Here is a 21313-nt window from a genome sequence, read left to right as displayed (position 1 = left end):
GAAACCGGGTGGTCTGGGTTTGAGTGAGTTGAATGTACGCCACATTGTTGTGGATGGTGATGCTTGCCCAGTCAAGGCCGAGATCGCAGAAACAGCACGCCAATTCAAAGTTCCTGTACTGATGGTTTCTTCATTTGATCATTTTCTTCAGGGCCGAGAAGGAGTGCGCACCGTGCAGGTAGATCGAAGTGATCAGAGTGCAGACTTGTACATTGCCAATCACATCAAGCCATACGATGTGGTCATTACACAGGATTATGGACTGGCGGCGCTCGCACTTGGCAAACGGTGTTATGTTTTATCATTTCGTGGTCGTGAGTTTAATGATCGTGACATTGATTTCATGCTGGATTCCCGTCATACTGCGGCCAAAGCACGAAAAAGAGGGCATTATGGAAAAGGCCCAAAGCCTTTCACAGAGCAGGATCGGGAAATTTTTCAACATAAACTGACAAAACTTTTGAAAGATTTGCAGGAGAATGTGTAAGTTTATCGAATAATATTTACGTGTTAAGAGATGAAGGTGGATCAAGATGAGTACCGGACAAGGCGGTATACCCGAAAGCATTATTGAATCGGTGTTACAGCAGCATGATATCGTCGATACGGTGAGCCGATTTGTACATCTGACCAAACAGGGGAAATATATGAAAGGCCTCTGTCCTTTTCATTCTGAGAAGACGCCTTCGTTTACAGTTACGCCTGAGAAACAAATTTTCTATTGCTACGGTTGCGGCACGGGTGGAAATGCCATCAAATTCAGGATGGAAATCGAAGGGTTATCCTTTCCCGAGGCTGTCAAGACGATGGCAGAAGAAAGTCACATCTCAATGGGGGACTGGCAAGGGCGTGAATCGGCTCATGTTAATCCAGAGACTGAACGTTTATTGGAAGCCTATGAGCTTACCGCGAAGCTGTATCATTTCTTATTGAAAAATACAGAGCACGGTAAAGTGGCTATGGAATATTTACGCTCACGCGGATTTAGCGACAAGCTGATTGACCAGTTCCAGATAGGCTATGCGCCGAATCGCTGGGATACCTTGGTACAATTTCTGGAAAAGCGCGAATTTCCGCTTGAAGAGATGGAGAAGGGCGGGTTACTGTCGCCGCGAAACGAAGGTCAGGGATATGTGGACCGTTTCCGAGACAGAGTCATGTTTCCGATTAATGGCCGGAGCGGAAAGCCGATTGCATTTGCAGGTCGCATTTTGGGAGACGGGCAACCGAAGTATCTAAATTCACCGGAAACCCGGTTATTTAACAAAAGCCGTGTTCTCTACAATCTGCATCATGCCAAAAATGCAATTCGCAAACAAAGGCAGGCCATATTGTTCGAAGGGTATGGCGATGTTATCTCCGCTTGGGATCAGGATATCCAAAATGGTGTAGCGGCAATGGGTACTGCGCTCACTGAGAATCAGGCATTGATGCTTAAGGGCATGTGTGATGAAGTCATTGTATGTTATGACGGCGATCGAGCGGGACAGGCTGCAGCTCTCAAAAACTTTCCTATTCTTGAGGAAGCGGGGTTGCAGGTCAAAATTGCTCTAATACCGGATGGACTCGACCCGGATGATTTTATCTGCAAGCATGGTGGCGAGCGGTTCCGAAACCAGATTGTGGACGGCGCCGTAACGACTACAAAATTTAAGCTTATAAACCTAAAAAAAAACCATATACTGCTAGAAGGCGGCGGACAGATCGCTTATTCCAAGGAAGCGGTGAAACTTATTGCTCCTTTGTCTTCTCCTACAGAACGGGAAGTATATCTTCGGGAACTGGCTGCGGAAGTGGACGTATCATTTGAAACACTGAAGCAGGAGTGTAATGAAGAACGGGAGGCCATGAAAAATAACCTCCAGTATGGGGATAATAACCCGAAAAGGTGGAATAATGGTAGGCAACAAAATAGGCAGGTGCCTACACCCAATCTGTTGCCGGCTTACCACGCTGCTGAACGCAAACTGCTCGCCTGGATGCTTCAGGATGAAGAGGCTGCCCAGTACGTGAATGAGCATCTTGGTGAAGCTTTTAACTTGGATGATCATGCAGCTATTGCTGCTTATCTATATGCCTATTATGCGCAAGGCAAACCGTCGGATACAAGCCGTTTTATGTCTTCACTGCATGACGACCGACTGGAAAAAACAGTTAGTTCAATCTCGATGATGGATGGTCCAGGTGAATGGAGTGTTCAAATGCTCGATGATTGCATCAGGGAAGTGCTGAAATATCCGCGTAAGAAAGAGTACGATCTGAAAAAAGAAGAAATGATTGCTGCAGAGCGGGCAGGTGATTCTGTACGCGCGGCACAAATTGCAATTGAAATGATTGCCCTAGAGAGACAGTGAACGTCTGAATGTTGGATGTTTCTAGGGAGGAGGGAGTCGAGTTATGGCGAATGATCAGCATACTGAACTAGAAACAGAATTGACGCTGGATCAGGTTAAGGATCAATTGATTGAATCAGGTAAGAAAAGAGCTTCGTTGAACTACAAAGAAATTATAGAGAAACTCTCCCCGTTCGAGCAAGACGCTGAGCAGATGGATGAGTTTTATGAACAACTGAGCGACCTGGGTATTGATGTCGTGAACGAAAATGATGAAGAGGTAACCCTTCGCCCTAGTGAAGATTCCGAGAACAACACCAGAGAGGGAGACGATGAATTCCACTTTGATGATGATCTGAGCCTTCCACCAGGAATCAAAATCAACGACCCTGTTCGTATGTATCTCAAAGAAATTGGTCGTGTACCTTTGTTGTCTGCGGATGACGAAGTAGAACTGGCTAAACGGATTGAAAACGGGGATGAAGAAGCGAAACGTCGTTTGGCTGAAGCTAACCTTCGTCTCGTGGTCAGTATCGCGAAGCGTTATGTTGGACGTGGAATGCTGTTCCTGGATCTGATTCAGGAAGGTAACATGGGTCTGATCAAAGCGGTTGAGAAGTTCGACCACAAAAAGGGTTATAAATTCAGTACGTATGCAACATGGTGGATTCGCCAAGCGATCACCCGTGCGATTGCGGACCAGGCGCGTACCATTCGTATCCCTGTGCATATGGTGGAGACGATTAATAAGCTGATCCGGGTATCCCGTCAGCTGTTGCAGGAACTTGGGCGTGAACCGACACCAGAAGAAATCGCTGCCGAGATGGATCTGAGTGTGGAAAAAGTTCGTGAGATTACGAAGATTGCTCAGGAACCGGTTTCCCTGGAAACACCGATTGGTGAGGAAGATGATTCCCATCTGGGCGATTTCATCGAGGATCAGGAAGCATTGGCTCCGGCGGATGCTGCTGCTTATGAATTGCTGAAAGAACAGCTCGAAGATGTCCTGGATACATTAACTGAGCGTGAAGAGAACGTACTTCGTTTGCGTTTCGGTCTGGACGATGGACGTACAAGAACGCTGGAAGAAGTGGGCAAGGTATTTGGTGTTACGCGTGAGCGTATTCGTCAAATTGAGGCCAAGGCTCTTCGTAAATTGCGTCACCCTAGCCGTAGTAAACGGCTTAAGGATTTCCTCGAATAACATCACTATGGGAGACTTTCCGCAAGACGCTTTAGCGGCGGCGGGGTCTCCTTTATTTTTAAATTGAACATCTAAATTTCTTGGTTTTGGTAATTCATCCTTGAAATGTTTTATTGGATTTCATTTTATCGCTTTTCGTTGTTCAATGCAAATCAATAAATTAAATGAATGGTGTAGGTGCTTCATGAAACTTTCGAATCGATTACAGCGAATACATGATCAAATTCCCGAAGGCAGCCGCTTGGCTGACATTGGCTCGGATCACGCTTTGCTTCCGGTAGCTGCAGTACGCAGCGGAAAAGCAGCAAGTGCAGTAGCCGGAGAAGTGAACCCTGGACCTTATGAAGCTGCACGCAAGCAAGTCAGCGATGCAGGTCTGAAGGAACGAATTACAGTACGGCGTGGAGATGGATTGGATGTCATCTCTGCAGGAGAAGTGGATGTTGTAACCATTGCCGGGATGGGAGGGGCGCTAATTGCCTCCATTCTGGATCGTGGTCTCTCCAAACTGGATGAGGTCAAGCTTCTTATTTTGCAGCCTAATGTGGGTGAAGATATTCTCAGACGTTGGTTGCTCGAGCATAACTGGGTGGTGGTTGCAGAGCAACTGCTTGAGGAAGATGGCAAAGTGTACGAAATCATTACAGCAATGCCGCAAGAACTCAGTCCGATCGCCAATGAGGAAGTGTATCGCGCACGTCCCCTTGAAGGCGGGGTAGAATTGACATCAGATCTGCTGCTTCGCATGGGGCCTTATTTAACAGACCGTCCAACGGATGTGTTTTTTGCCAAATGGGAGAGCGAAATTGTCAAGCTGCAAAGCGTTGTTCAGTCCATTTCCAAATCCGATCAGGAGTCTTCCCGGGAGAAGGCGGCAGAGGTAGAGCATCTAATTGTGAACTTGAAGGAGGTACTCTCATGTTTGCCAAAGGTCAAACGGTAATTCAATTGATGGAGCAGCTTGCTCCCAAACATCTGGCCGTGCCGGACGATCGAATTGGTCTTCAGCTTGGCAGTTTGCAAAAGGAAATTACACACGTGCTTATCGCGCTTGATGTTACGAACGAAGTTGTTGACGAGGCGATTCGGATCGGGGCCAATTTGATTATTGCGCATCATGCAATCATTTTCCGTCCGGTAAAATCGTTGAATACCGACACACCCATGGGAAAATTGTATGAGAAGCTGATCAAGCATGATATTGCGGTATATATTAGTCACACCAATCTGGATGTGGCTGAAGGCGGCATGAATGACTGGATGGCCGAGGCCATTGGAATAGAGAGCAAGGAGTCACTTGAGGATGTACATACAGATCATTTGTACAAATTGGCTGTATTTGTACCCCGTACTCATCATGAGCAGGTGCTCCAGGCCATTCTCGAAGCTGGGGCTGGCAGTATTGGTCAGTACAAGAAGTGCAGCTTCAATACGGAAGGAACAGGCACTTTTGTCCCGGGAGAGGGGACACAGCCTTTCATCGGTACAGAGGGACAGATGGAGCGTGTAGAAGAAATACGGATTGAGACGATCGTACCGCAGAGTTTGCGCAGCAAGGTTGTTCAAGCGATGCTTAAGGCTCATCCGTATGAGGAAGTGGCCTATGACCTGTATGCAATGGATTTAAAAGGCCGTACGCTGGGTCTGGGGCGCTTGGGACCACTCAACCAACCAAAGACACTCGGTGAGCTGGTGGAGGTCGTGAAGGCCCAACTGGATGTGCCATACGTCCGGGTAGTAGGTGATCTTACTCGGCAAATCAAAAAAGCAGCAGTGCTTGGCGGCTCAGGTAGCCGTTATACCCTTCCTGCACGATTCAAAGGTGCTGATGTCATCGTGACTGGAGACATTGATTACCATACGGCTCACGATGCGTTGATGGCGGGTATGTGTATCATCGACGCCGGACATAATGCCGAGAAAATCATGAAACCCAAAACGGCCGACTGGCTGCGTTTACGTTTGGAAGACAAACGTTATGAGACGAAAGTAACTGCATCAGAGGTAAACACGGAAGTATTCCAGTTTATCTAAAAGCACTGGGGTTCATTTCTTCCAGTAAGATTAGGCTTGTTTGTAAACTCAAATGCCTGTATACTATGTAATGTTGTTCGGAAAGCTTGACAGACAATCGCTGGTGGCCTTCGTTGCCACGAGAGGAAAGTCCGGGCTCCACAGGGCAGGATGCTGGATAACGTCCAGTCAGCGCGAGTTGAAGGATAGTGCCACAGAAATGGACCGCCGATGGCCGGATTTTCCGGCACAGGCAAGGATGGAACCGAGGTGTAAGAGACCCCGAGGAACGCTGGTGACTTCGTTCCTGGTAAACCCCATCTGGAGCAAGACCTAATGGGACACAGTCGACTCTTCGGAGAAGACAGCCTTAGCCCGAGGTGTGTCTAGGTTGGTCGCTTGAGTTGTGCAGCAATGTACGGCCTAGATAGATGATTGTCGCTTGTGGTGGGAGGGTAGTTCCCGTCTGAACCACGAAGAGCACAGAACCCGGCTTACGGTAAGCTTTCCTAACTACAACACAACAGTAACAAGTACAGTCCACTATCAGTCAAGGGCAAACAGAACGATTGCACCTGATGTGCCTGACTGATCAGAAGGACGCCATTACATTTCAAAAGACTTCCTGCTCTTGCAGGTCATATAAATAAGGCGTCAGACTTCGAGCTTTCTCGGGTCTGACGCCTTATTTTTGTTGTTAGTTCGTGTGGAATGAGAAATGGTTCCTAATGATACAGTGGATGACAGTTTGTTACAGTGTAACTACACTGTCCGACTGCAATGATGCATGCCAGCGTTGAATGGCGCGATCCATACGCTCTACAGCCTCAGGAAGCAGATCTGGATCGGTATGGGTGAAGTTAATCCGCATACGGTTGAGCTCCGGTGTACCTGCATAGAAGGAATCCCCAGGTACGATGCATACTTTCTCTTGAATTCCATAAGTGAACAGATTGCTGGCCAGCATGCCCTCAGGCAGTTGCAGCCACAGGAACATACCACCCTGTGGTGAATTCCAGGAAATACCTTCCCACGCTTTTGCTGCCATCAGAGTGGTCATTTTTTTCATCCGTTGTTCATAATCCTGTGAGATATTGCGAATATGCCCGTCCAGATCGAAAGACTCCAGTAGCGCATGAAGTGCTCTCTGGTCAATGCTGCTGGAATGCAAATCTGCACCCTGTTTGGCGCGGGCGGCTATTTTGATAACATCCGGAGCAGCCAGTATCCAGCCAGTGCGGAGGCCTGGAGCTACTGTTTTAGAGAATGTGCTGGTGTAGATGACATTGGACGGTCCCTCGTAGGATGCTGCATCCAGCTGCGCCAGCGCAGGGGCATCCAGTTGTTCAGGTTTAAAACGGATTTCACCATAGGGGTCGTCTTCCAGGATCAATACCCCATATTTCCGGCACAGGTCCACGGCTTGTTGCCGTCTCGCGCGAGACCATACTTTGCCCGACGGGTTAGAGAACGTAGGGTTGATGTAGACGAGCTTGGGACGATGCAATTGCAGCTGTTCTTCCAGTGATTCAGGCAACATCCCGTCATCATCACAAGCAACACCGTTCGCTTCAGCCTGATAGGAATGAATGACTTGAAGGGCAGCCAGATAGGTTGGTGATTCAACCAGTACGCTGTCGCCTGGATCAAGCAAAATTCGGCATACCAGGTCAATGGATTGCTGAGATCCGGTAGTCAGAATCATATGATCAGGTGAAGCCGGAATGCCCTTGGATTCAAGACGTTCAGCAATTTTGGCACGTAATGGTCGGAATCCTTCGGTCTCTGCATATTGAAGAGCCGCTGAACCGCCCATGAATACTTTTTCGTATGCGTCACGGATAGCTTCAAGCGGGAACGATGTTTGAGCAGGTAAACCTCCGGCAAGCGAAATCATTCCAGGCGCCTGTGCAGCCTGTAACATGTCGCGAACGACAGAGGACGGGGTGTTTTGTGCCATTTTGGACCAAGGGATATTCATATTATTCTCATCTCCTGTTATTCACTGTTATACTGATATTATAAACTATAATAGACGGAATGCAGTATAACAGTAAAATGCTGATCATAACAGTTGGGAGGTGCATGTGTGCATATTGAATTAAAGCGGGGAAGCAGCACTAAATTATATGTTCAGATTGCACTCACCCTTGCGGACCGAATAAGGTCTGGATTAATCGAGCCTGGTACCCGTTTGCCATCGGTTCGTAAAATGACCACAGATCTGGGCGTCAGTCTGGTCACCGTGTCCAAAGCTTATGCAGAGCTTGAAGCCATACAGCTGATTACCTGTTCCCAGGGGAAAGGATGTTATGTACGGGGGACGCAGGAGTTGGAGAAAACAGAGGATATGGAGAGGACTCACCGGACTCAAGCAAAGAATGAATCCAGCACGCCATGGAACTGGCAGATGGCTCTTGTGGATTATTTGCCCCGAGCTCAGCTCTGGAGACATTTTGATGCATCTCCTCAAGTTAGATATGAGCTGCATATGTCGGCCATTCAGCCTGAATTGTTGCCAACGCGAGAGATTATCGACAGTGCCTACCGACTGTCCTCGGATCATCCGGAGCGAATGGCTGCCTACGGGTCCTTTCAGGGGGATCGGGAACTGCGTCAGACGTTCTCCGGGCATTTTGCGGAAAGAGGTCTGCGGGTAATGCCCGAACGGATGCTAATAACGAGCGGTACCCAGCAGGGAATTGATCTTGTGGCGCGTACGTTTGTTGGTCCTGGTGACGTTGTTTACATGGAAGCACCGAGTTATACCGGAGCGATTGATGTGTTTACAAGCAGAGGAGCAAAGATCATTACGGTGCCGATGGATGAGGATGGTATGCGTATTGATCTGTTAACCCGGTTATGTGATACATACCCGCCGAAGTTAATATATACCATTCCTACGTTTCACAATCCTACAGGCATTACGATGAGCGCCAAACGGCGTGCACAACTGCTGAATCTTGCTCAGAGTTATCATTGTCTCATTCTGGAGGATGATCCGTTCGCTGATTTGTATTTCCGTGATCCGCCCCCTGCTTCCATTAAATCCATGGATGGGACGGGCCACGTGATATATATCAAGAGCTTCAGCAAAGTGCTGTCTCCCGGCTGTCGAGTGGCGTGTGCGGTTGCAGACGGAAGTGTACTCACCCGGCTTGTTGCTGCCAAATCCACTGCGGATCTCGGAAGCCCGCTGCTCACGCAGAAAGCATTGCAATCTTTTATTCAACATCAATACAGTGCGTATACAGCCCGTCTGAGGGATGAGTTATATTCCCGTCTGTGTGCCGCAGCGGATGTGCTGGAGGAATATGGTCCTCCGGGGATGTATTGGACTTTACCTGATGGGGGATTAAACCTGTGGCTGCAATTGCCGGATGGTTTGGATATGCGTGAGCTGCACCGCCAGTCACTTGCTGCAGGTGTTTCCTTTTTGCCGGGTTCTGCCTGTTATGTGGGGGAAACGGATACGGCGAGTCTGCGGATCTGCTTCACGGTTACGAATAAGGAACTGTTATGTGAAGGGCTACGGGTGTTATGCAAGGTTATTGAGAACATTACACCGCAGCAGGGTGGGACAACGGCTGACAGGCTCCCGCTGATTTAATTTTCTCGAACACGGACATACATCCAATCCACATTGGACCCTGTGCAATACGTTATAGTATCACTTGAAAGGGAGTTGGTTTGAAATGAACCATTTCTGTCCACCGCTTTGTCCGATTGTATGTGACCCGATCCAGGTTGTTGAAGATTACTACATCCCACAAATCGTACCCGTAATTCACCCGATCGAAGTCATCAAAAAACATCACTGTGTGCCAATTCATCATCACATGTATCCTGTCGTGGTCAAAGAAGAAGAACCTTGTTTTGTTTCAAGCCATAACGGTAAGAAAAAATCCGTGAAAAAATCAGGCAAATCCCGCACAACTACTCGCAAGCGCTAGTCGCAGCGGGTGCCCCGGGGGAATAGGTAGACATACCAAAGAGCAGCATACGCCCCGGGGCGCAGCTGCTTTTGTTTTTTTACATTCAGTGTTCGGCTACTATTTGATGTACTTTTTCATCGCATTATCCATTTGCTGTCTCACATGCTGCGGCCAGAATTGAAGTGGGGCGCTGCTGCCAGAGGCCGCCTCCAATGCTTTAAACACATCGATTTGACCATAACCAAAATACTTGTCATGACCTGGGTCACCAAGATCTATGACGCTTTGACGCATGAGATCCATAACTTCCGTGTTGGTCAGATCGGGATTGAGCGAGCGAATCAAACCTGCAAGTGCCGCTACATGGGGGCTAGCCATGGACGTTCCGGACAAGGCTGCATATTGGTTGTTCGGATACGTACTTGCGATGCTGGACCCTGGAGCCGTTACATCCACGTAATCCCCGTAGTTGGAATAAGAAGCTTTGCTCATGTCCGGATCCGTAGCGGATACCGCAAATACTTCCGGATAGGCGGCAGGGTATCCTGGACGCTCCGTATTGTCGTTACCGGTCGCTGCAATTAATACGATATCGCGATCAAAAGCGTATTTGATGGCATCATGAAGAAATTGGGCATCGGCGTAATTCCCCAAACTCATATTAATGACCTTGGCTCCATGATCAGCGGCCCAAATGATGCCTTCGGCAACGGCATAGGTTGTGCCTGAACCCGAATTGTCCAGCACTTTAACAGGAAGTACCTTGTTATACCAGCTCATGCCTGCTACACCTTCGTTGTTATTCACAACAGCGCCGATGATGCCTGCTACATGTGTACCATGACCCACATCATCAAGCGGTTTGCTTGCTGGATCAACAACGTTATAACCATTCAGCAGCTTGCCCTTCAAATCGGGATGAGTCAGATCAACGCCGGTGTCTACCACGGCAACGATAACATCTTTGTTGCCCTTCGTAATATTCCAGCCGCGGTTAGTCTCAATGGCGGGTAGGTTCCACTGGTAGTCAGAGAACAAGAGATCATTGGGCACGGTTACATCTTTTTGTTCAGGTAAGGTCTCATTGGTTAAATACATGTAGTGGGGTTCCATATACAGCGGATTCCATTTACGTTCAAAATAAGCATGCAATTGCTCATAATTCATATGTTCTGACCGAAAAACATACGTATATCCAAGCTTACGTGCCGATTGAGTGCGCAGATCGGATTTAATGATGCGCATATCCCGCTCCCCTGGCTCCTGACGGAAACGGATGACGATTTCATTTTCGTAAAAATGACTGGCATTGGCGTTATCATGCCCTGTCTTTACGGTGATTTCTTTAAGGGTGTCGGGGTGTACAGATTCGATTTTGAACTTGCCTTCCCGCGGATAAGGGATCATGCGCAGATTTTTGCGCTGGTGCTGCTCGACAGCATTCAGGACATTTTGGCTAAACAAAGCGACGACGGCTTTTTTTCCATCTTTGGAGGGCTGCCCCATGACAAAAAACTTTTCTTTCCCCAGAGGAAAGGATGAAGATTCGAAGCTTTGACGTTTACTCACGGCTTTTTTGGCCAATGCGAGAGAATGTTCCAGCTTTTGCTGTTCCATTTTGCTTCCTTTTGCTGCTGTTTTGCCAAAGTGCTGACTGCGGGATCCATTGGTATTCATTATATCAATAGACCGGATATGATCATGGGTTTGTTGTAGTTCATTAACGTATTTGCTTATTTGCACATCATTCATTTTGGAGGTTTTCTCAAGCATGGTGCTAAGGTGCTGTTTGGCATCCGCGCGGGTTAGCAGATCGGTTGACTTTACATCCTGGACTTTGAGACGTTGTTTGCTCGCATGCTCCTCGTGTGGAGAATCGGGCATGGCACTTGGAGTAGGAACAGGACGATTGGACGTTGGAAGCAAAAGTGTCAAGGCAAGTGCGCCTGCACCCGCGGCAATGGCCCAATTAATCCATTTCGGTCTGGACATAAGGGATGGAACCTCCTCGTTTGTTTTGACAATCATCTTACAGTGCTCTAATTTCATCGTTGTCACTGGATATATGTATCGTTAGGAAAAGCGGTTATTTTTATGCAGGTGAAGATCAGGGGAGCTGTGGGTAATGGGCATGCTCAGGGACAAGAAGGGAAAGCCTGATTAAGGGATACCGCTCGTCATCTTTTTATGGTAGGATAGTAGCTGAGAATTCAAGGTCAGGGGAGAACCTCCCGTTGGCCGATCTATATGTAAGGACTTATTTAAGGGGGAGCTACCTTTATGTCAGCAGCCAATGTACAGAAAACATGTGAGTCAACTAGGGAAAAGTTAAAACCGGCTATCGATCGGATCGAACAATTTTTGAATGAAAATGCCTTGCCTGAACTGGATCAGAATCAGACGGAGGAGTCATCAGCCTTCTACAAAGGATTTCTTTCGGATCTCCGTCATTTGCTTGTTTTTTCTGAAGTTTCTTACGAAAAACTTGGCGTTGTGCTGCGTCGTGCCAATTTTGATGTCGATTTTGCCGAGAAGGCTCTCTATAACACATACCATCAAAGCATAAACAGCTTTTTTTATCCTAAAAATGAATGTTACTCCGAAGATGGAAGATATGCTTACACTGGTCAGGATGCAATCCGTTTCCGTGATAAGCCCATTCGAGCAGTACGGGATGTCATTCTTGAGATATCAAAAACGTACGAAGAATTGCGCGATGACCTGGCATTTTATGAAAGTGACTACCTAACGCAGCGTCGGATGCAAAACCAACGCAATCACGCGTAAATCAATTTTTTAACTCATATGCGAATTGGACAAAACCGCCCTTGTGGCGGTTTTTTTGCGTTTTCTTCAACTGGAATTGCGGAGAAGGGCCCATGTCATCATCTGGCATTTCGTTGGAGAATAGCTCAATTACGGTGCGGAGACAATAGATGTCGAGGTGATAAAAATGAGCCATGAGAAGCCAATAGTCAAATGCAGTGTTGCTAACTGTCACTTTTGGGGAGAAAACAATTTCTGCCAGGCCGATGCCATCATGATTGACATTGACCAACATGCCACCCGCCGCTTACATGAGGAATTTGCCGGAGAGACCTTTGATTCCGATCATCATGATCATGCACGTACATCTTCTGCGACATGCTGCCACACATTTAGACCGAAATGAGCAGTCATTCCCATTTATATGGAGGTGCTTTGCATTGAATAAGGACCATAAAGATGATTACCCGTTCCATCGTCCAAAAACAACTTCGTTAGATGAAAAACAGCGTGAACGTGTAGATTATCCAAGACGCAGCCACAAGGAAGAGTATGGTGCGGAGGTAGCACCTACAACTGGTTCTATTCGAACAGAACCAACGGAAAGAACAGATCATACACCTGTAAAGCACGAAGAAGACGGTGTCATGAAATCTACCGGCCGAATCTCCGGTTATATGGGGCTGGCCTTTGGTATTGCTTCCTTGTTTATGTGGTCCATTGTTCTGGGTCCGGCAGCAGCAGTGCTTGGATACTATGCTTATGTCAACGGCCGTAAAACGGCGGGGGCGTGGTCCATTGGACTTGGTGCCGTGGCAACACTCAGCTATTTCTTTATGATTCCATTCGCTCGCTGATACGTAAGAACATGATCTGAACAAGCAATCCTAATGAGCATATAACCGACTGATATGAGTTGCTTGTTGTAGCCTTCTGCTTCCACCTTACTTAAAGGTGATAGCAGGAGGCTTCTTTTCTTTCGCATTTACGCAATGATGTTGTACAATCGGTTTATTTTTTTGAAAACATTTTGAAAACGATAGAACCTTCCTGTAAAATAATGTAGAATAAAGTCATAATCTACGTTTACATTATACGGGAGTGAATATAACTCATGCAGATTGATCCGCGCGCGTCGCGGCAGTTGCTGGAACTGCAATTGTCCAATAGTCTCAACGAAACAAATGCATCGGATGGAAATTCCGATTCAACGGTGGATTTTGCCAGTATGATGGACGGGCTGCTCGGGACGAATTCAACTTCTTTAAACAATACCGTAGGAGAAGACGTGAACTCTGCTGCGATCTCCAAACGATCCAGTGATGGTCTGTTGTGGCTGCAACTGGGCAGCATGTATAGTCCGGATGCAAGTTCTGTTTCTTCCTCAAACAGTAATGTGGCTTCTTTATCTTCTCTGATAAACACTGGAGTAGTGGATTCGGGTGCATCTGTACCTACGGATTTTGAATCTTTGATTGCTTCAGCGAGCGCCAAATATGGGGTGCCTGAATCTTTGATTAAGGCAGTCATTGATACAGAATCCGGCTTCAACCCAAATGTAGTGTCTTCCGCAGGTGCCAAAGGACTCATGCAGTTAATGGATGGCACGGCAGCAGGGTTGGGGGTAAGTAACGCTTACGATCCCGCTCAAAATATAGATGGTGGAACCAAATACCTTTCTCTCCAGCTCCAGCGGTTTGGTGGCGAGGTAAAGATGGCACTTGCTGCATATAATGCCGGACCGGGACGGGTTTCGAGTCTGGGTGTATCGAATGACGCTGAATTGATGAGTGTACTTAACCGTCTTCCTTCGGAAACACAGGCTTATATCTCCAAAGTGGAGAAAGCGCAGTCTAAATATATGGTGTAAATGGTATATACCAAAGAAATTGAAACACAACAGTACGTCCAGTAAGAGATCAAACGCGGGAACAGCAGCCTTAAATGTGCTTCGTTCCTGTTTGGTCTTTTTGTGTTGAGCGGGGATCGTGTTACAATGCTCACTGTAGATTCCACAACGAAGAGACAAGGAGGGGAACCTCATTTGAAATATTTTGATCATGCCGCAACGACGCCTCCTCATCCGGATGTCATTCGTACAATGACCGAGATTATGGAGGCACAATATGGGAACCCGTCATCGATTCATGGATATGGAGAGCGAGCCCATCAACTTTTGCGCCGAGCGCGATCTGTCTGTGCAGCTGCTATTGATGTGAAGCCGGAAGAAATTATATTTACCTCAGGTGCAACCGAGAGCAACAACCTTGCCATCAAAGGCGCGGCATTACAGTATCAATCTCGGGGCAAACACATGATTACAACGGCAACGGAACATGCTTCGGTATATGAAAGTTTTGCACAGTTGCAGCAGTGGGGCTGGGAGGTCACATGGCTTCCCGTGGATTCCGACGGGCTGATTAGCGCCCAGCAGATGATGGATGCCATAAGACCGGACACGGTTCTTGTGAGTCTGATGCATGTGAATAATGAAACAGGAGCGATACATCCAATTGCTGAAATCGGAGCACGTCTGAAAAAGGAAGCACCAAAGGTGCTTTTTCATGTGGATGGCGTGCAGGGCTTTGGCAAAATGGAGGCTAAACCTGCAGCATGGGGCGCGGATCTGTACAGCTTGTCTGCTCACAAGATTCGTGGCCCCAAAGGAGCGGGACTTCTCTATGTACGAAGTGGAGTGCAGCTTACGCCTCTACTGTCAGGAGGTTCCCAGGAGCAGGGACTGAGAGCGGGAACTGAAAACGTACCTTTGCTTGTCGGCATGGCGAAGGCGATGCGTCTCGCAGCAGAACATCAGGCTGATTTTGCACAGCGTACAACGATTTTGCGAGATCGTATTATGGAGGTCATCGATACGATTCCCGGATTTGTCCTAAATAGTCGTAAAGAGGGAGCACCACACATAGTTCATTTTTCTTATCCTGGAATGAAGGCAGAAGTGGCGCTTCATACCCTGGAACAACTTGGAGTAACCGTTTCTACACAATCTGCTTGCTCTTCGCGATCAGCAGAACCTAGCAGGGTATTGCTTGCCATGGGCAGGGATCATGCTTGTGCTGCGGGTGGATTGCGTATTAGTCTTGGAGATGAACATACAGAAGAAGATGTGGCTCTGCTCGGGCAGGCTTTACATCAGATGGTGGCGCAGCTGCGCCCGTTGGAAAGGCGGATGTGATTTTAGATGAAATATGATATGCTGCTTCTCCGTTTCGGAGAGTTTATGTTAAAAGGAAAAAATCGTGCCCGGTTCGAAAAAACAATCATCACCCAGGTGCGTTCCCTGCTTAAACCGTATCCAGGCGCAAGTCTCCGGAAGGAGTTTGGACGGTTGTATGTCGATTTGGGTGGCGAATCTCATACTGAACTGATTGCTGTGCTGAAACGAGTGTTCGGTGTTATGTCGATCAGTCCGGTTAAAGTGACTCCATCTGAGCTTGATCAGATCGTGGAGACGGCCGTTGCTTTTATGGATGAAAGAGTGAGTGAATTCAAAGAAGGGACTACATTCAAAGTTAATGTGCGGCGTGTATGGAAAGAGTTCCCCAGTTCTTCGCATGAAATGAACCATCTGGTAGGTTCTCCGATTCTTCGGAAATTCCAGCAGTTGAGTGTAGACGTGCGTCAACCTGACATTGAACTGCGCGTGGAAATTCGGGATCAGGGCACATATATCTTCAATGAGGTTATTCCGGCCGTAGGCGGATTCCCCCTGGGTACGAATGGAAAAGCGATGCTCTTACTATCGGGTGGCATAGACAGCCCTGTAGCGGCATGGTCTTCGATGCGTAGAGGTCTGGAAGTGGAATGCGTCCACTTTTACAGTTATCCGTTCACAAGCCAGCGTGCCAAAGAAAAGGTCATTGATTTGGCGCGTGCACTTGCTGATCATGCAGGCACAATTAAACTGCATCTGGTTCCTTTTACGGAAATTCAAACGGCATTTACCCAACTGGGACAAGATAACTTGATCATTACACTGATGCGCCGCTCCATGTTACGTATTGCCACCAAACTGGCTGAACGTGAGCGTGCGCTTGCACTAATTACCGGAGATAGTCTGGGTCAGGTAGCAAGCCAAACCCTGCCGAGTATGAATGTTATTGGGCGTGCGACGGATCTGCCGTTGCTGCGACCACTTGTCATGATGGATAAACAGGAGATTATAACGCTATCCAAACAGATCGGGACGTACGATATATCGATTCTGCCCTATGAGGATTGTTGTACTCTTTTTGTACCGAAATCTCCAACCACGAACCCAAATCTTCGCATTGTGGACAAAATCGAAGCAACCATGAGTCAGCTGCCGGAATGGGTGGAGCAGGCAGTGGAGCAGACAGAAACAATTACGCTGCATGCAGGCGAAAACTTTATGGTAACCAATCAGCAGGATGAAGCTAATGAAATGAAAGAAGAATGGTTCTAAGGACCCGTATTCTGGTTTGAATGACATAATAAGGACTATGTTATCTTCAAAAAGAAAAAGGACTGGCCGATGTATTATCGGTCAGTCCTTTTTATGCTACCTGTGGTAATTGGGAGCAATATTTATTAAAAGCTTAGGAATAGGAGTGCTGCCGCTCTCCACCTGGTTTTTTGCTGCTTGCACGTTTGCGATATCCGGCGAACACAACACCAGCAGTGACGAGAACGATAAATAAGATTCTCAGTGCAGGATGCTCAGTGAAGAAAGGCACAAGACGATGCTCCTCTGTAATCATGTTAGAAGCCGTATACCCCAGCACGATGGCTCCAAGATAAATAATCCAAGGGAAACGGTTAATTAATTTGATGAACAGCGTACTGCCCCAAACGATAATAGGCACACTGATCAGCAGTCCGAGTATAACAAGTACCAGATGCTGCTGAGCTGCACCAGCAACGGCGATGACGTTATCCAGTCCCATGGCAGCGTCTGCGATCACAATCGTTCGCACAGCTACCCAGAGAGAACTGCCGGCTTTGATATCCGAATGCTCTTCCCCTTGATCTGCCAATAGCTTGTACGCAATCCAGATTAGCAGTAATCCCCCAACAAGAAGTAGCCAGGGCACTTTGAGCAGCCAGAGCACAATCACTGTGGCCACAATGCGAATCAATAGTGCGCCGCCTGTTCCATAAAGAATCGCCCTTTTTTGCACAGAAGGGTGCAAATTTCGAGCTGCGAGACCAATTACGATGGCATTATCGCCAGCCAGAATTAGATCAATAAATACAACGTTCAACAACGCTAGCCAAAAAGCGGGGCTAAACAGCTCCATACGATGTCACTCCTTCTATATTTCCAACCCTAAGAAAGCTTGTTCAACGTTTAAGAATAGCATGGACAACTTTGACATACAAGTTAGAGTGGGGGGATGAGAAGCATGGATACGTTATGGCTATTGACCGAAATATTAATGATCAATCTGGTTCTGAGTGGAGATAATGCGGTTGTTATTGCACTTGCAAGCAAGGATTTGCCAGCAACACAGCGCAAGCAGGCGGTGTGGTGGGGAGCTTTCGCCGCGGTTGTTTTACGTTGTGTGTTAACCTTTGCAGCCGTGCTGCTCCTGGGCATTCCTTTTATTCAGGCGGCAGGTGGTCTGCTGTTGCTCTGGATTGCCGTCAAGCTGCTGCTTCAGAATGAAGATGAAGTACATATTCGTAAGGCGTCCACCACCTGGAAAGCAATCCAAACGATTTTGGTTGCTGACTTTGTCATGAGTCTGGACAATGTTCTCGCAATTGCAGCTCTGGCGGATGGGGACCTGGCGCTCACGGTCATCGGGATTGCCATAAGTATTCCGATTGTGGTGTGGGGCAGCGGATTAATTGTCGGTTTGTTGAAGCGATTTCCAATTCTGGTGTTTGCCGGTTCAGGTATTCTGGCCTTCACAGCAGGTGAGATGGTGATGAATGATCCAAAGCTGGGCCAGTGGCTTGGCGGCATGGCAGCTGAGGCACATACATTCCTGCCTGTAGCTATGGCTTGTCTTGTAGTCGCGGTTGGCGGAGCCCATAAATTTGTTCGTCGAAACGTATAAATTGAATTTGATAAATGAATGATAAATATACCTGTAGACTGCCCTCTTAGGGCAGTTTTTTGTCGTATTCAATGTGCTCTTCAGAATCGGACTGATTCGATTAAGTCATAGTCCGGCCATTTTAGGGTAATACAGGATAAGGAAGGGAGGCGAAGTACGACATAAAGTGTAGTTTTTTGTATACACATCGGCTAAACTAGAAGCAGGCTGGAAACAGTCAGTCATCATGGATGCTTATAGTTTAGCTTACGGGATACATAGCCAAATGTTATAAGAGGTGATTTTAGATGAGAAATGAAAAAGCAATTGGGATATTTATCTTAGTTGCAGGTATTATCATTTTACTAGGTAAGTTTGGTGTGTTTGGCTTCATTGGACGGCACTTCTGGCCTTTGCTCATCTTGTTGCCAGGTATTGCTCTTCATGCTTGTTATTATGCAAGGCTTACGCCATCCTGGTCACTCGTTCCGGCAGGTACGTTAACCGTCTATGGTCTGTTGTTCGGAATTACGAACACTTGGGGCGGGGAATTGATGAGCAGCCTTTGGCCTGCACTTTTGCTTGGGATTGCCATTGGTTTGCTGGAATATGCACTGGCTGATCATCGAAGACCTGCATTGGTACTTCCGGTTGCACTGGGCGTGGGTGTCCTTTCAATTATTTTCTTCGGATTTACACTGCTTCACACCGGAATTATCTACGTGCTGGCAGTACTTTTGATTGTAGGCGGGGTGTGGTTGCTGTTTGGCCGTAGACGCCAAGGGAGAGGCTGGTAACATTCCCAGTGGTCTTTCAAGCGAAATATCTTGATTTTTACCTATGATCAACTATAATATAAGGGATATAGGCATGCGTCGGGATATCACCGACGCTTATTTTGGGTGAGTAACCTGCGAAATTGCGGGAAGTTTAGTAGATAAGAATTGAAATTGGAAAGGATATGGATACAAACCATGCATTCAAGAGAACACATTCGCAATATTGCGATTATTGCCCACGTCGACCACGGGAAAACAACACTCGTCGACAAGTTGCTCCAGCAATCCGGTACTTTCCGTGATCATGAAACGGTACAGGAGCGCGCAATGGACTCCAACGATTTGGAGCGTGAACGCGGTATTACGATTCTGGCCAAAAACACAGCTATTACCTATAAAGATTACCTGATTAATATTGTGGATACACCAGGACACGCCGACTTCGGTGGTGAAGTGGAACGTATCATGAAAATGGTTGACGGCGTATTGCTCGTTGTTGATGCTTACGAGGGTTGCATGCCGCAAACGAAATTCGTATTGCGTAAAGCACTTGAGCACAACCTGACACCTATCGTTGTTGTAAACAAAATTGACCGTCCAGCGGCTCGTCCGACTGAGGTTATTGATGAAGTATTGGACCTGTTCATTGAACTGGGTGCCAACGATCAACAACTTGAATTCCCTGTTGTATATGCTTCCGCATTGAACGGAACATCCAGCATGGAGAATGATCCTGCGAAACAGGATGACAACATGATGGCGATCTACAATACCATCGTTAGTCACATCCCACACCCTACCGAAAATGTTGAAGAACCACTTCAATTCCTCGTTACTTTGATGGACTACAATGAATACCTTGGCCGTATTGCCATTGGTCGTGTTAACCGCGGTGTGATCCGTCAAGGACAATCGGTAACGGTTATTATGCGTGATGGTAAAAGCAAAACTGCACGTATCGAGAAACTGTTTGGTTTCCAAGGTCTCAAACGTGTTGAGACAGAAGAAGCAGGAGCAGGCGACATCGTTGCGATCGCAGGAATCAAGGACATCAACATTGGTGAAACCATTGCTGATCCGAACAACCCAGAAGCACTTCCAGTTCTGAAAATTGATGAGCCTACATTGCAAATGACGTTCCTCGTGAACAACAGTCCATTCGCAGGTCGTGAAGGTAAATGGGTAACTTCCCGTAAACTGCGCGAGCGTTTGTTCAAAGAATTGGAAACTGACGTATCCCTTCGTGTTGACGAAACGGAAAGCCCGGATGCATTTGTCGTTTCCGGACGTGGTGAGCTTCACTTGGGTATCCTGATTGAGAATATGCGTCGTGAAGGATATGAATTGCAAGTATCGAAACCGGAAGTTATCATTAAAGAAGTTGACGGTAAGAAAATGGAACCGGTTGAGCGCTTGTTGATTGATATCCCTGAAGAAAGCATGGGTTCCGTAATGGAGAGCCTGGGCGCACGTAAAGCAGAGATGGTTAACATGGTCAACACAGGTAGTGGTCAAGTTCGTCTGGAGTTCCTGATTCCAGCACGTGGTTTGATCGGATATAGCACAAACTTCCTGACATTGACTCGTGGTTATGGTGTTATGAACCATGCATTTGACAGCTACGCTCCAGTAGTATCCGGTCAAGTGGGTGGACGTCACCAAGGTGTACTGATCTCAACTGAAACTGGTACGTCTACGTTCTATGGAATGATGGGCGTTGAGGATCGCGGTACTCTCTTCTTGGAGCCAGGTACTGAAATCTACGAAGGTATGATTGTTGGTGAACATACACGTGACAATGATATCGTTGTTAACATCTGCAAAGAAAAACAACTGACTAACGTTCGTTCTTCAGGTAAAGATGATACGGTTAAAATTAAAACTCCGATTATCTTCTCGTTGGAACAGGCGCTTGAATATCTGAATGATGATGAATATTGTGAGATTACACCGAAATCTATTCGTCTTCGTAAGAAGATCCTGAATAAATCCGAGCGTGAACGTGCAGAGAAACAACGTAAAATGGCTACAAAATAACGCCTAACGACAACTAAACTAGAAGATAAAGTTAATGTTTGAGGATACACGGAAAGTATCGAAAGGTTTGTACAGCAAAAGTAGTGAAGGGATCGGAATCGATTCTGAAGAAGCGAAGCGCTCGCCTTTGTCTCCAAATTTTAACCTTTGAAGATTCGTTCAAGAAAATTTGGAGACAACTGCGATCGAAAGAACGATCCGAAACCGAAACGGTCACCACGCA

20 protein-coding genes and 1 other RNA gene are annotated in these 21313 nt (G+C 47.1%); 17 read left to right on the top strand and 4 right to left on the bottom strand.

Annotated features, from left to right (window positions below; translation table 11 throughout):
- Positions 1-19 precede the first annotated feature (19 nt).
- From QP794_RS16545 to rnpB, 6 genes are all read left to right on the top strand, one after another.
- The gene (locus QP794_RS16545; protein ID WP_483311919.1) at positions 20-487 is read left to right on the top strand and encodes a YaiI/YqxD family protein; all 468 of its coding nucleotides are present in this window, start codon (positions 20-22) and stop codon (positions 485-487) included.
- Positions 488-533: 46 nt separating this feature from the next.
- The gene (gene dnaG / locus QP794_RS16540) at positions 534-2354 is read left to right on the top strand and encodes a DNA primase (protein WP_285078124.1); all 1821 of its coding nucleotides are present in this window, start codon (positions 534-536) and stop codon (positions 2352-2354) included.
- A 43-nt stretch (positions 2355-2397) separates the two neighbouring features.
- On the top strand, positions 2398-3537 hold the full coding sequence (gene rpoD, locus QP794_RS16535; RefSeq protein WP_024628459.1) for an RNA polymerase sigma factor RpoD: 1140 nt from the start codon (positions 2398-2400) through the stop codon (positions 3535-3537).
- A gap of 184 nt (positions 3538-3721) precedes the next feature.
- Positions 3722-4480, top strand: coding sequence for a tRNA (adenine(22)-N(1))-methyltransferase (locus QP794_RS16530; protein ID WP_285078123.1), 759 nt, complete (start codon positions 3722-3724; stop codon positions 4478-4480).
- On the top strand, positions 4456-5571 hold the full coding sequence (locus tag QP794_RS16525; RefSeq protein WP_285078122.1) for a Nif3-like dinuclear metal center hexameric protein: 1116 nt from the start codon (positions 4456-4458) through the stop codon (positions 5569-5571). Before QP794_RS16530 ends, QP794_RS16525 begins: the two co-directional genes overlap by 25 nt.
- Before the next feature lie 81 nt (positions 5572-5652).
- Positions 5653-6062, top strand: an RNA gene (rnpB, locus tag QP794_RS16520) — RNase P RNA component class A.
- 239 nt (positions 6063-6301) lie between these two features.
- Here rnpB and QP794_RS16515 read toward each other — a convergent pair.
- Positions 6302-7531, bottom strand: a complete 1230-nt coding sequence (locus QP794_RS16515) for an aminotransferase-like domain-containing protein (RefSeq protein ID WP_285078121.1) — start codon at positions 7529-7531, stop codon at positions 6302-6304.
- Positions 7532-7639: 108 nt separating this feature from the next.
- On the opposite strand from QP794_RS16515, the gene pdxR reads away from it, so the two are divergent.
- Positions 7640-9160 carry a MocR-like pyridoxine biosynthesis transcription factor PdxR gene (gene pdxR, locus QP794_RS16510; protein ID WP_285078120.1) on the top strand — a complete coding sequence of 507 codons (1521 nt, stop codon included), beginning with the start codon at positions 7640-7642 and terminating at the stop codon, positions 9158-9160.
- Between the two features lie 85 nt (positions 9161-9245).
- A complete protein-coding gene (locus tag QP794_RS16505) occupies positions 9246-9503 on the top strand; it encodes a hypothetical protein (protein WP_024628454.1) in 258 nt (85 codons plus the stop codon).
- A gap of 99 nt (positions 9504-9602) precedes the next feature.
- Here QP794_RS16505 and QP794_RS16500 read toward each other — a convergent pair whose 3' ends face one another.
- Positions 9603-11477: a S8 family peptidase gene (locus tag QP794_RS16500; protein ID WP_285078119.1), complete on the bottom strand. Its 1875-nt coding sequence runs from the start codon at positions 11475-11477 to the stop codon at positions 9603-9605.
- 288 nt (positions 11478-11765) lie between these two features.
- Between QP794_RS16500 and QP794_RS16495 the strand changes: the two genes are divergently transcribed.
- Complete coding sequence (locus QP794_RS16495; RefSeq protein WP_024628452.1) at positions 11766-12272, top strand: YpuI family protein; 507 nt, start codon at positions 11766-11768, stop codon at positions 12270-12272.
- A 1-nt stretch (position 12273) separates the two neighbouring features.
- On the opposite strand, the gene QP794_RS16490 is transcribed toward QP794_RS16495, so the two are convergent.
- Positions 12274-12546, bottom strand: a complete 273-nt coding sequence (locus tag QP794_RS16490) for a hypothetical protein (RefSeq protein ID WP_285078321.1) — start codon at positions 12544-12546, stop codon at positions 12274-12276.
- Between QP794_RS16490 and QP794_RS16485 the strand changes: the two genes are divergently transcribed.
- The 5 genes from QP794_RS16485 (at position 12457) to thiI (ending at position 16695) form a co-directional block, all read left to right on the top strand.
- Entirely contained in the window at positions 12457-12657 is a 201-nt protein-coding gene (locus QP794_RS16485) for a DUF1540 domain-containing protein (protein ID WP_306440240.1), read from the top strand. The two genes, QP794_RS16490 and QP794_RS16485, sit on opposite strands and share 90 nt — an antisense overlap.
- A gap of 34 nt (positions 12658-12691) precedes the next feature.
- The gene (locus QP794_RS16480; protein ID WP_285078118.1) at positions 12692-13108 is read left to right on the top strand and encodes a hypothetical protein; all 417 of its coding nucleotides are present in this window, start codon (positions 12692-12694) and stop codon (positions 13106-13108) included.
- Between the two features lie 257 nt (positions 13109-13365).
- Positions 13366-14121 carry a lytic transglycosylase domain-containing protein gene (locus QP794_RS16475; protein WP_285078117.1) on the top strand — a complete coding sequence of 252 codons (756 nt, stop codon included), beginning with the start codon at positions 13366-13368 and terminating at the stop codon, positions 14119-14121.
- Positions 14122-14295: 174 nt separating this feature from the next.
- Positions 14296-15444 (top strand): cysteine desulfurase family protein, encoded by a 1149-nt coding sequence (locus tag QP794_RS16470; RefSeq protein WP_285078116.1) that lies wholly within the window; start codon positions 14296-14298, stop codon positions 15442-15444.
- Between the two features lie 6 nt (positions 15445-15450).
- Positions 15451-16695, top strand: coding sequence for a tRNA uracil 4-sulfurtransferase ThiI (thiI, locus tag QP794_RS16465; protein WP_285078115.1), 1245 nt, complete (start codon positions 15451-15453; stop codon positions 16693-16695).
- A 133-nt stretch (positions 16696-16828) separates the two neighbouring features.
- Here the strand turns inward: thiI and QP794_RS16460 are convergent, their stop codons facing one another.
- Positions 16829-17530 (bottom strand): TerC family protein, encoded by a 702-nt coding sequence (locus QP794_RS16460; RefSeq protein ID WP_024628446.1) that lies wholly within the window; start codon positions 17528-17530, stop codon positions 16829-16831.
- 105 nt (positions 17531-17635) lie between these two features.
- Here QP794_RS16460 and QP794_RS16455 point away from each other — a divergent pair, with 105 nt between their 5' ends.
- The 3 genes from QP794_RS16455 (at position 17636) to typA (ending at position 21090) form a co-directional block, all read left to right on the top strand.
- Complete coding sequence (locus QP794_RS16455) at positions 17636-18295, top strand: TerC family protein (protein ID WP_285078114.1); 660 nt, start codon at positions 17636-17638, stop codon at positions 18293-18295.
- Between the two features lie 287 nt (positions 18296-18582).
- On the top strand, positions 18583-19071 hold the full coding sequence (locus tag QP794_RS16450; protein ID WP_285078113.1) for a hypothetical protein: 489 nt from the start codon (positions 18583-18585) through the stop codon (positions 19069-19071).
- A 177-nt stretch (positions 19072-19248) separates the two neighbouring features.
- Positions 19249-21090: a translational GTPase TypA gene (gene typA / locus QP794_RS16445; RefSeq protein ID WP_285078112.1), complete on the top strand. Its 1842-nt coding sequence runs from the start codon at positions 19249-19251 to the stop codon at positions 21088-21090.
- Positions 21091-21313 lie beyond the last annotated feature (223 nt).

This window comes from Paenibacillus sp. UMB7766-LJ446 (assembly GCF_030226665.1).
In the GTDB taxonomy this organism is placed as follows: Bacteria; Bacillota; Bacilli; order Paenibacillales; family Paenibacillaceae; genus Paenibacillus; species Paenibacillus vandeheii.
The sequence above is the reverse complement of the archived record's forward strand: the minus strand, read 5'-3'. Positions and strand labels throughout refer to the sequence as shown.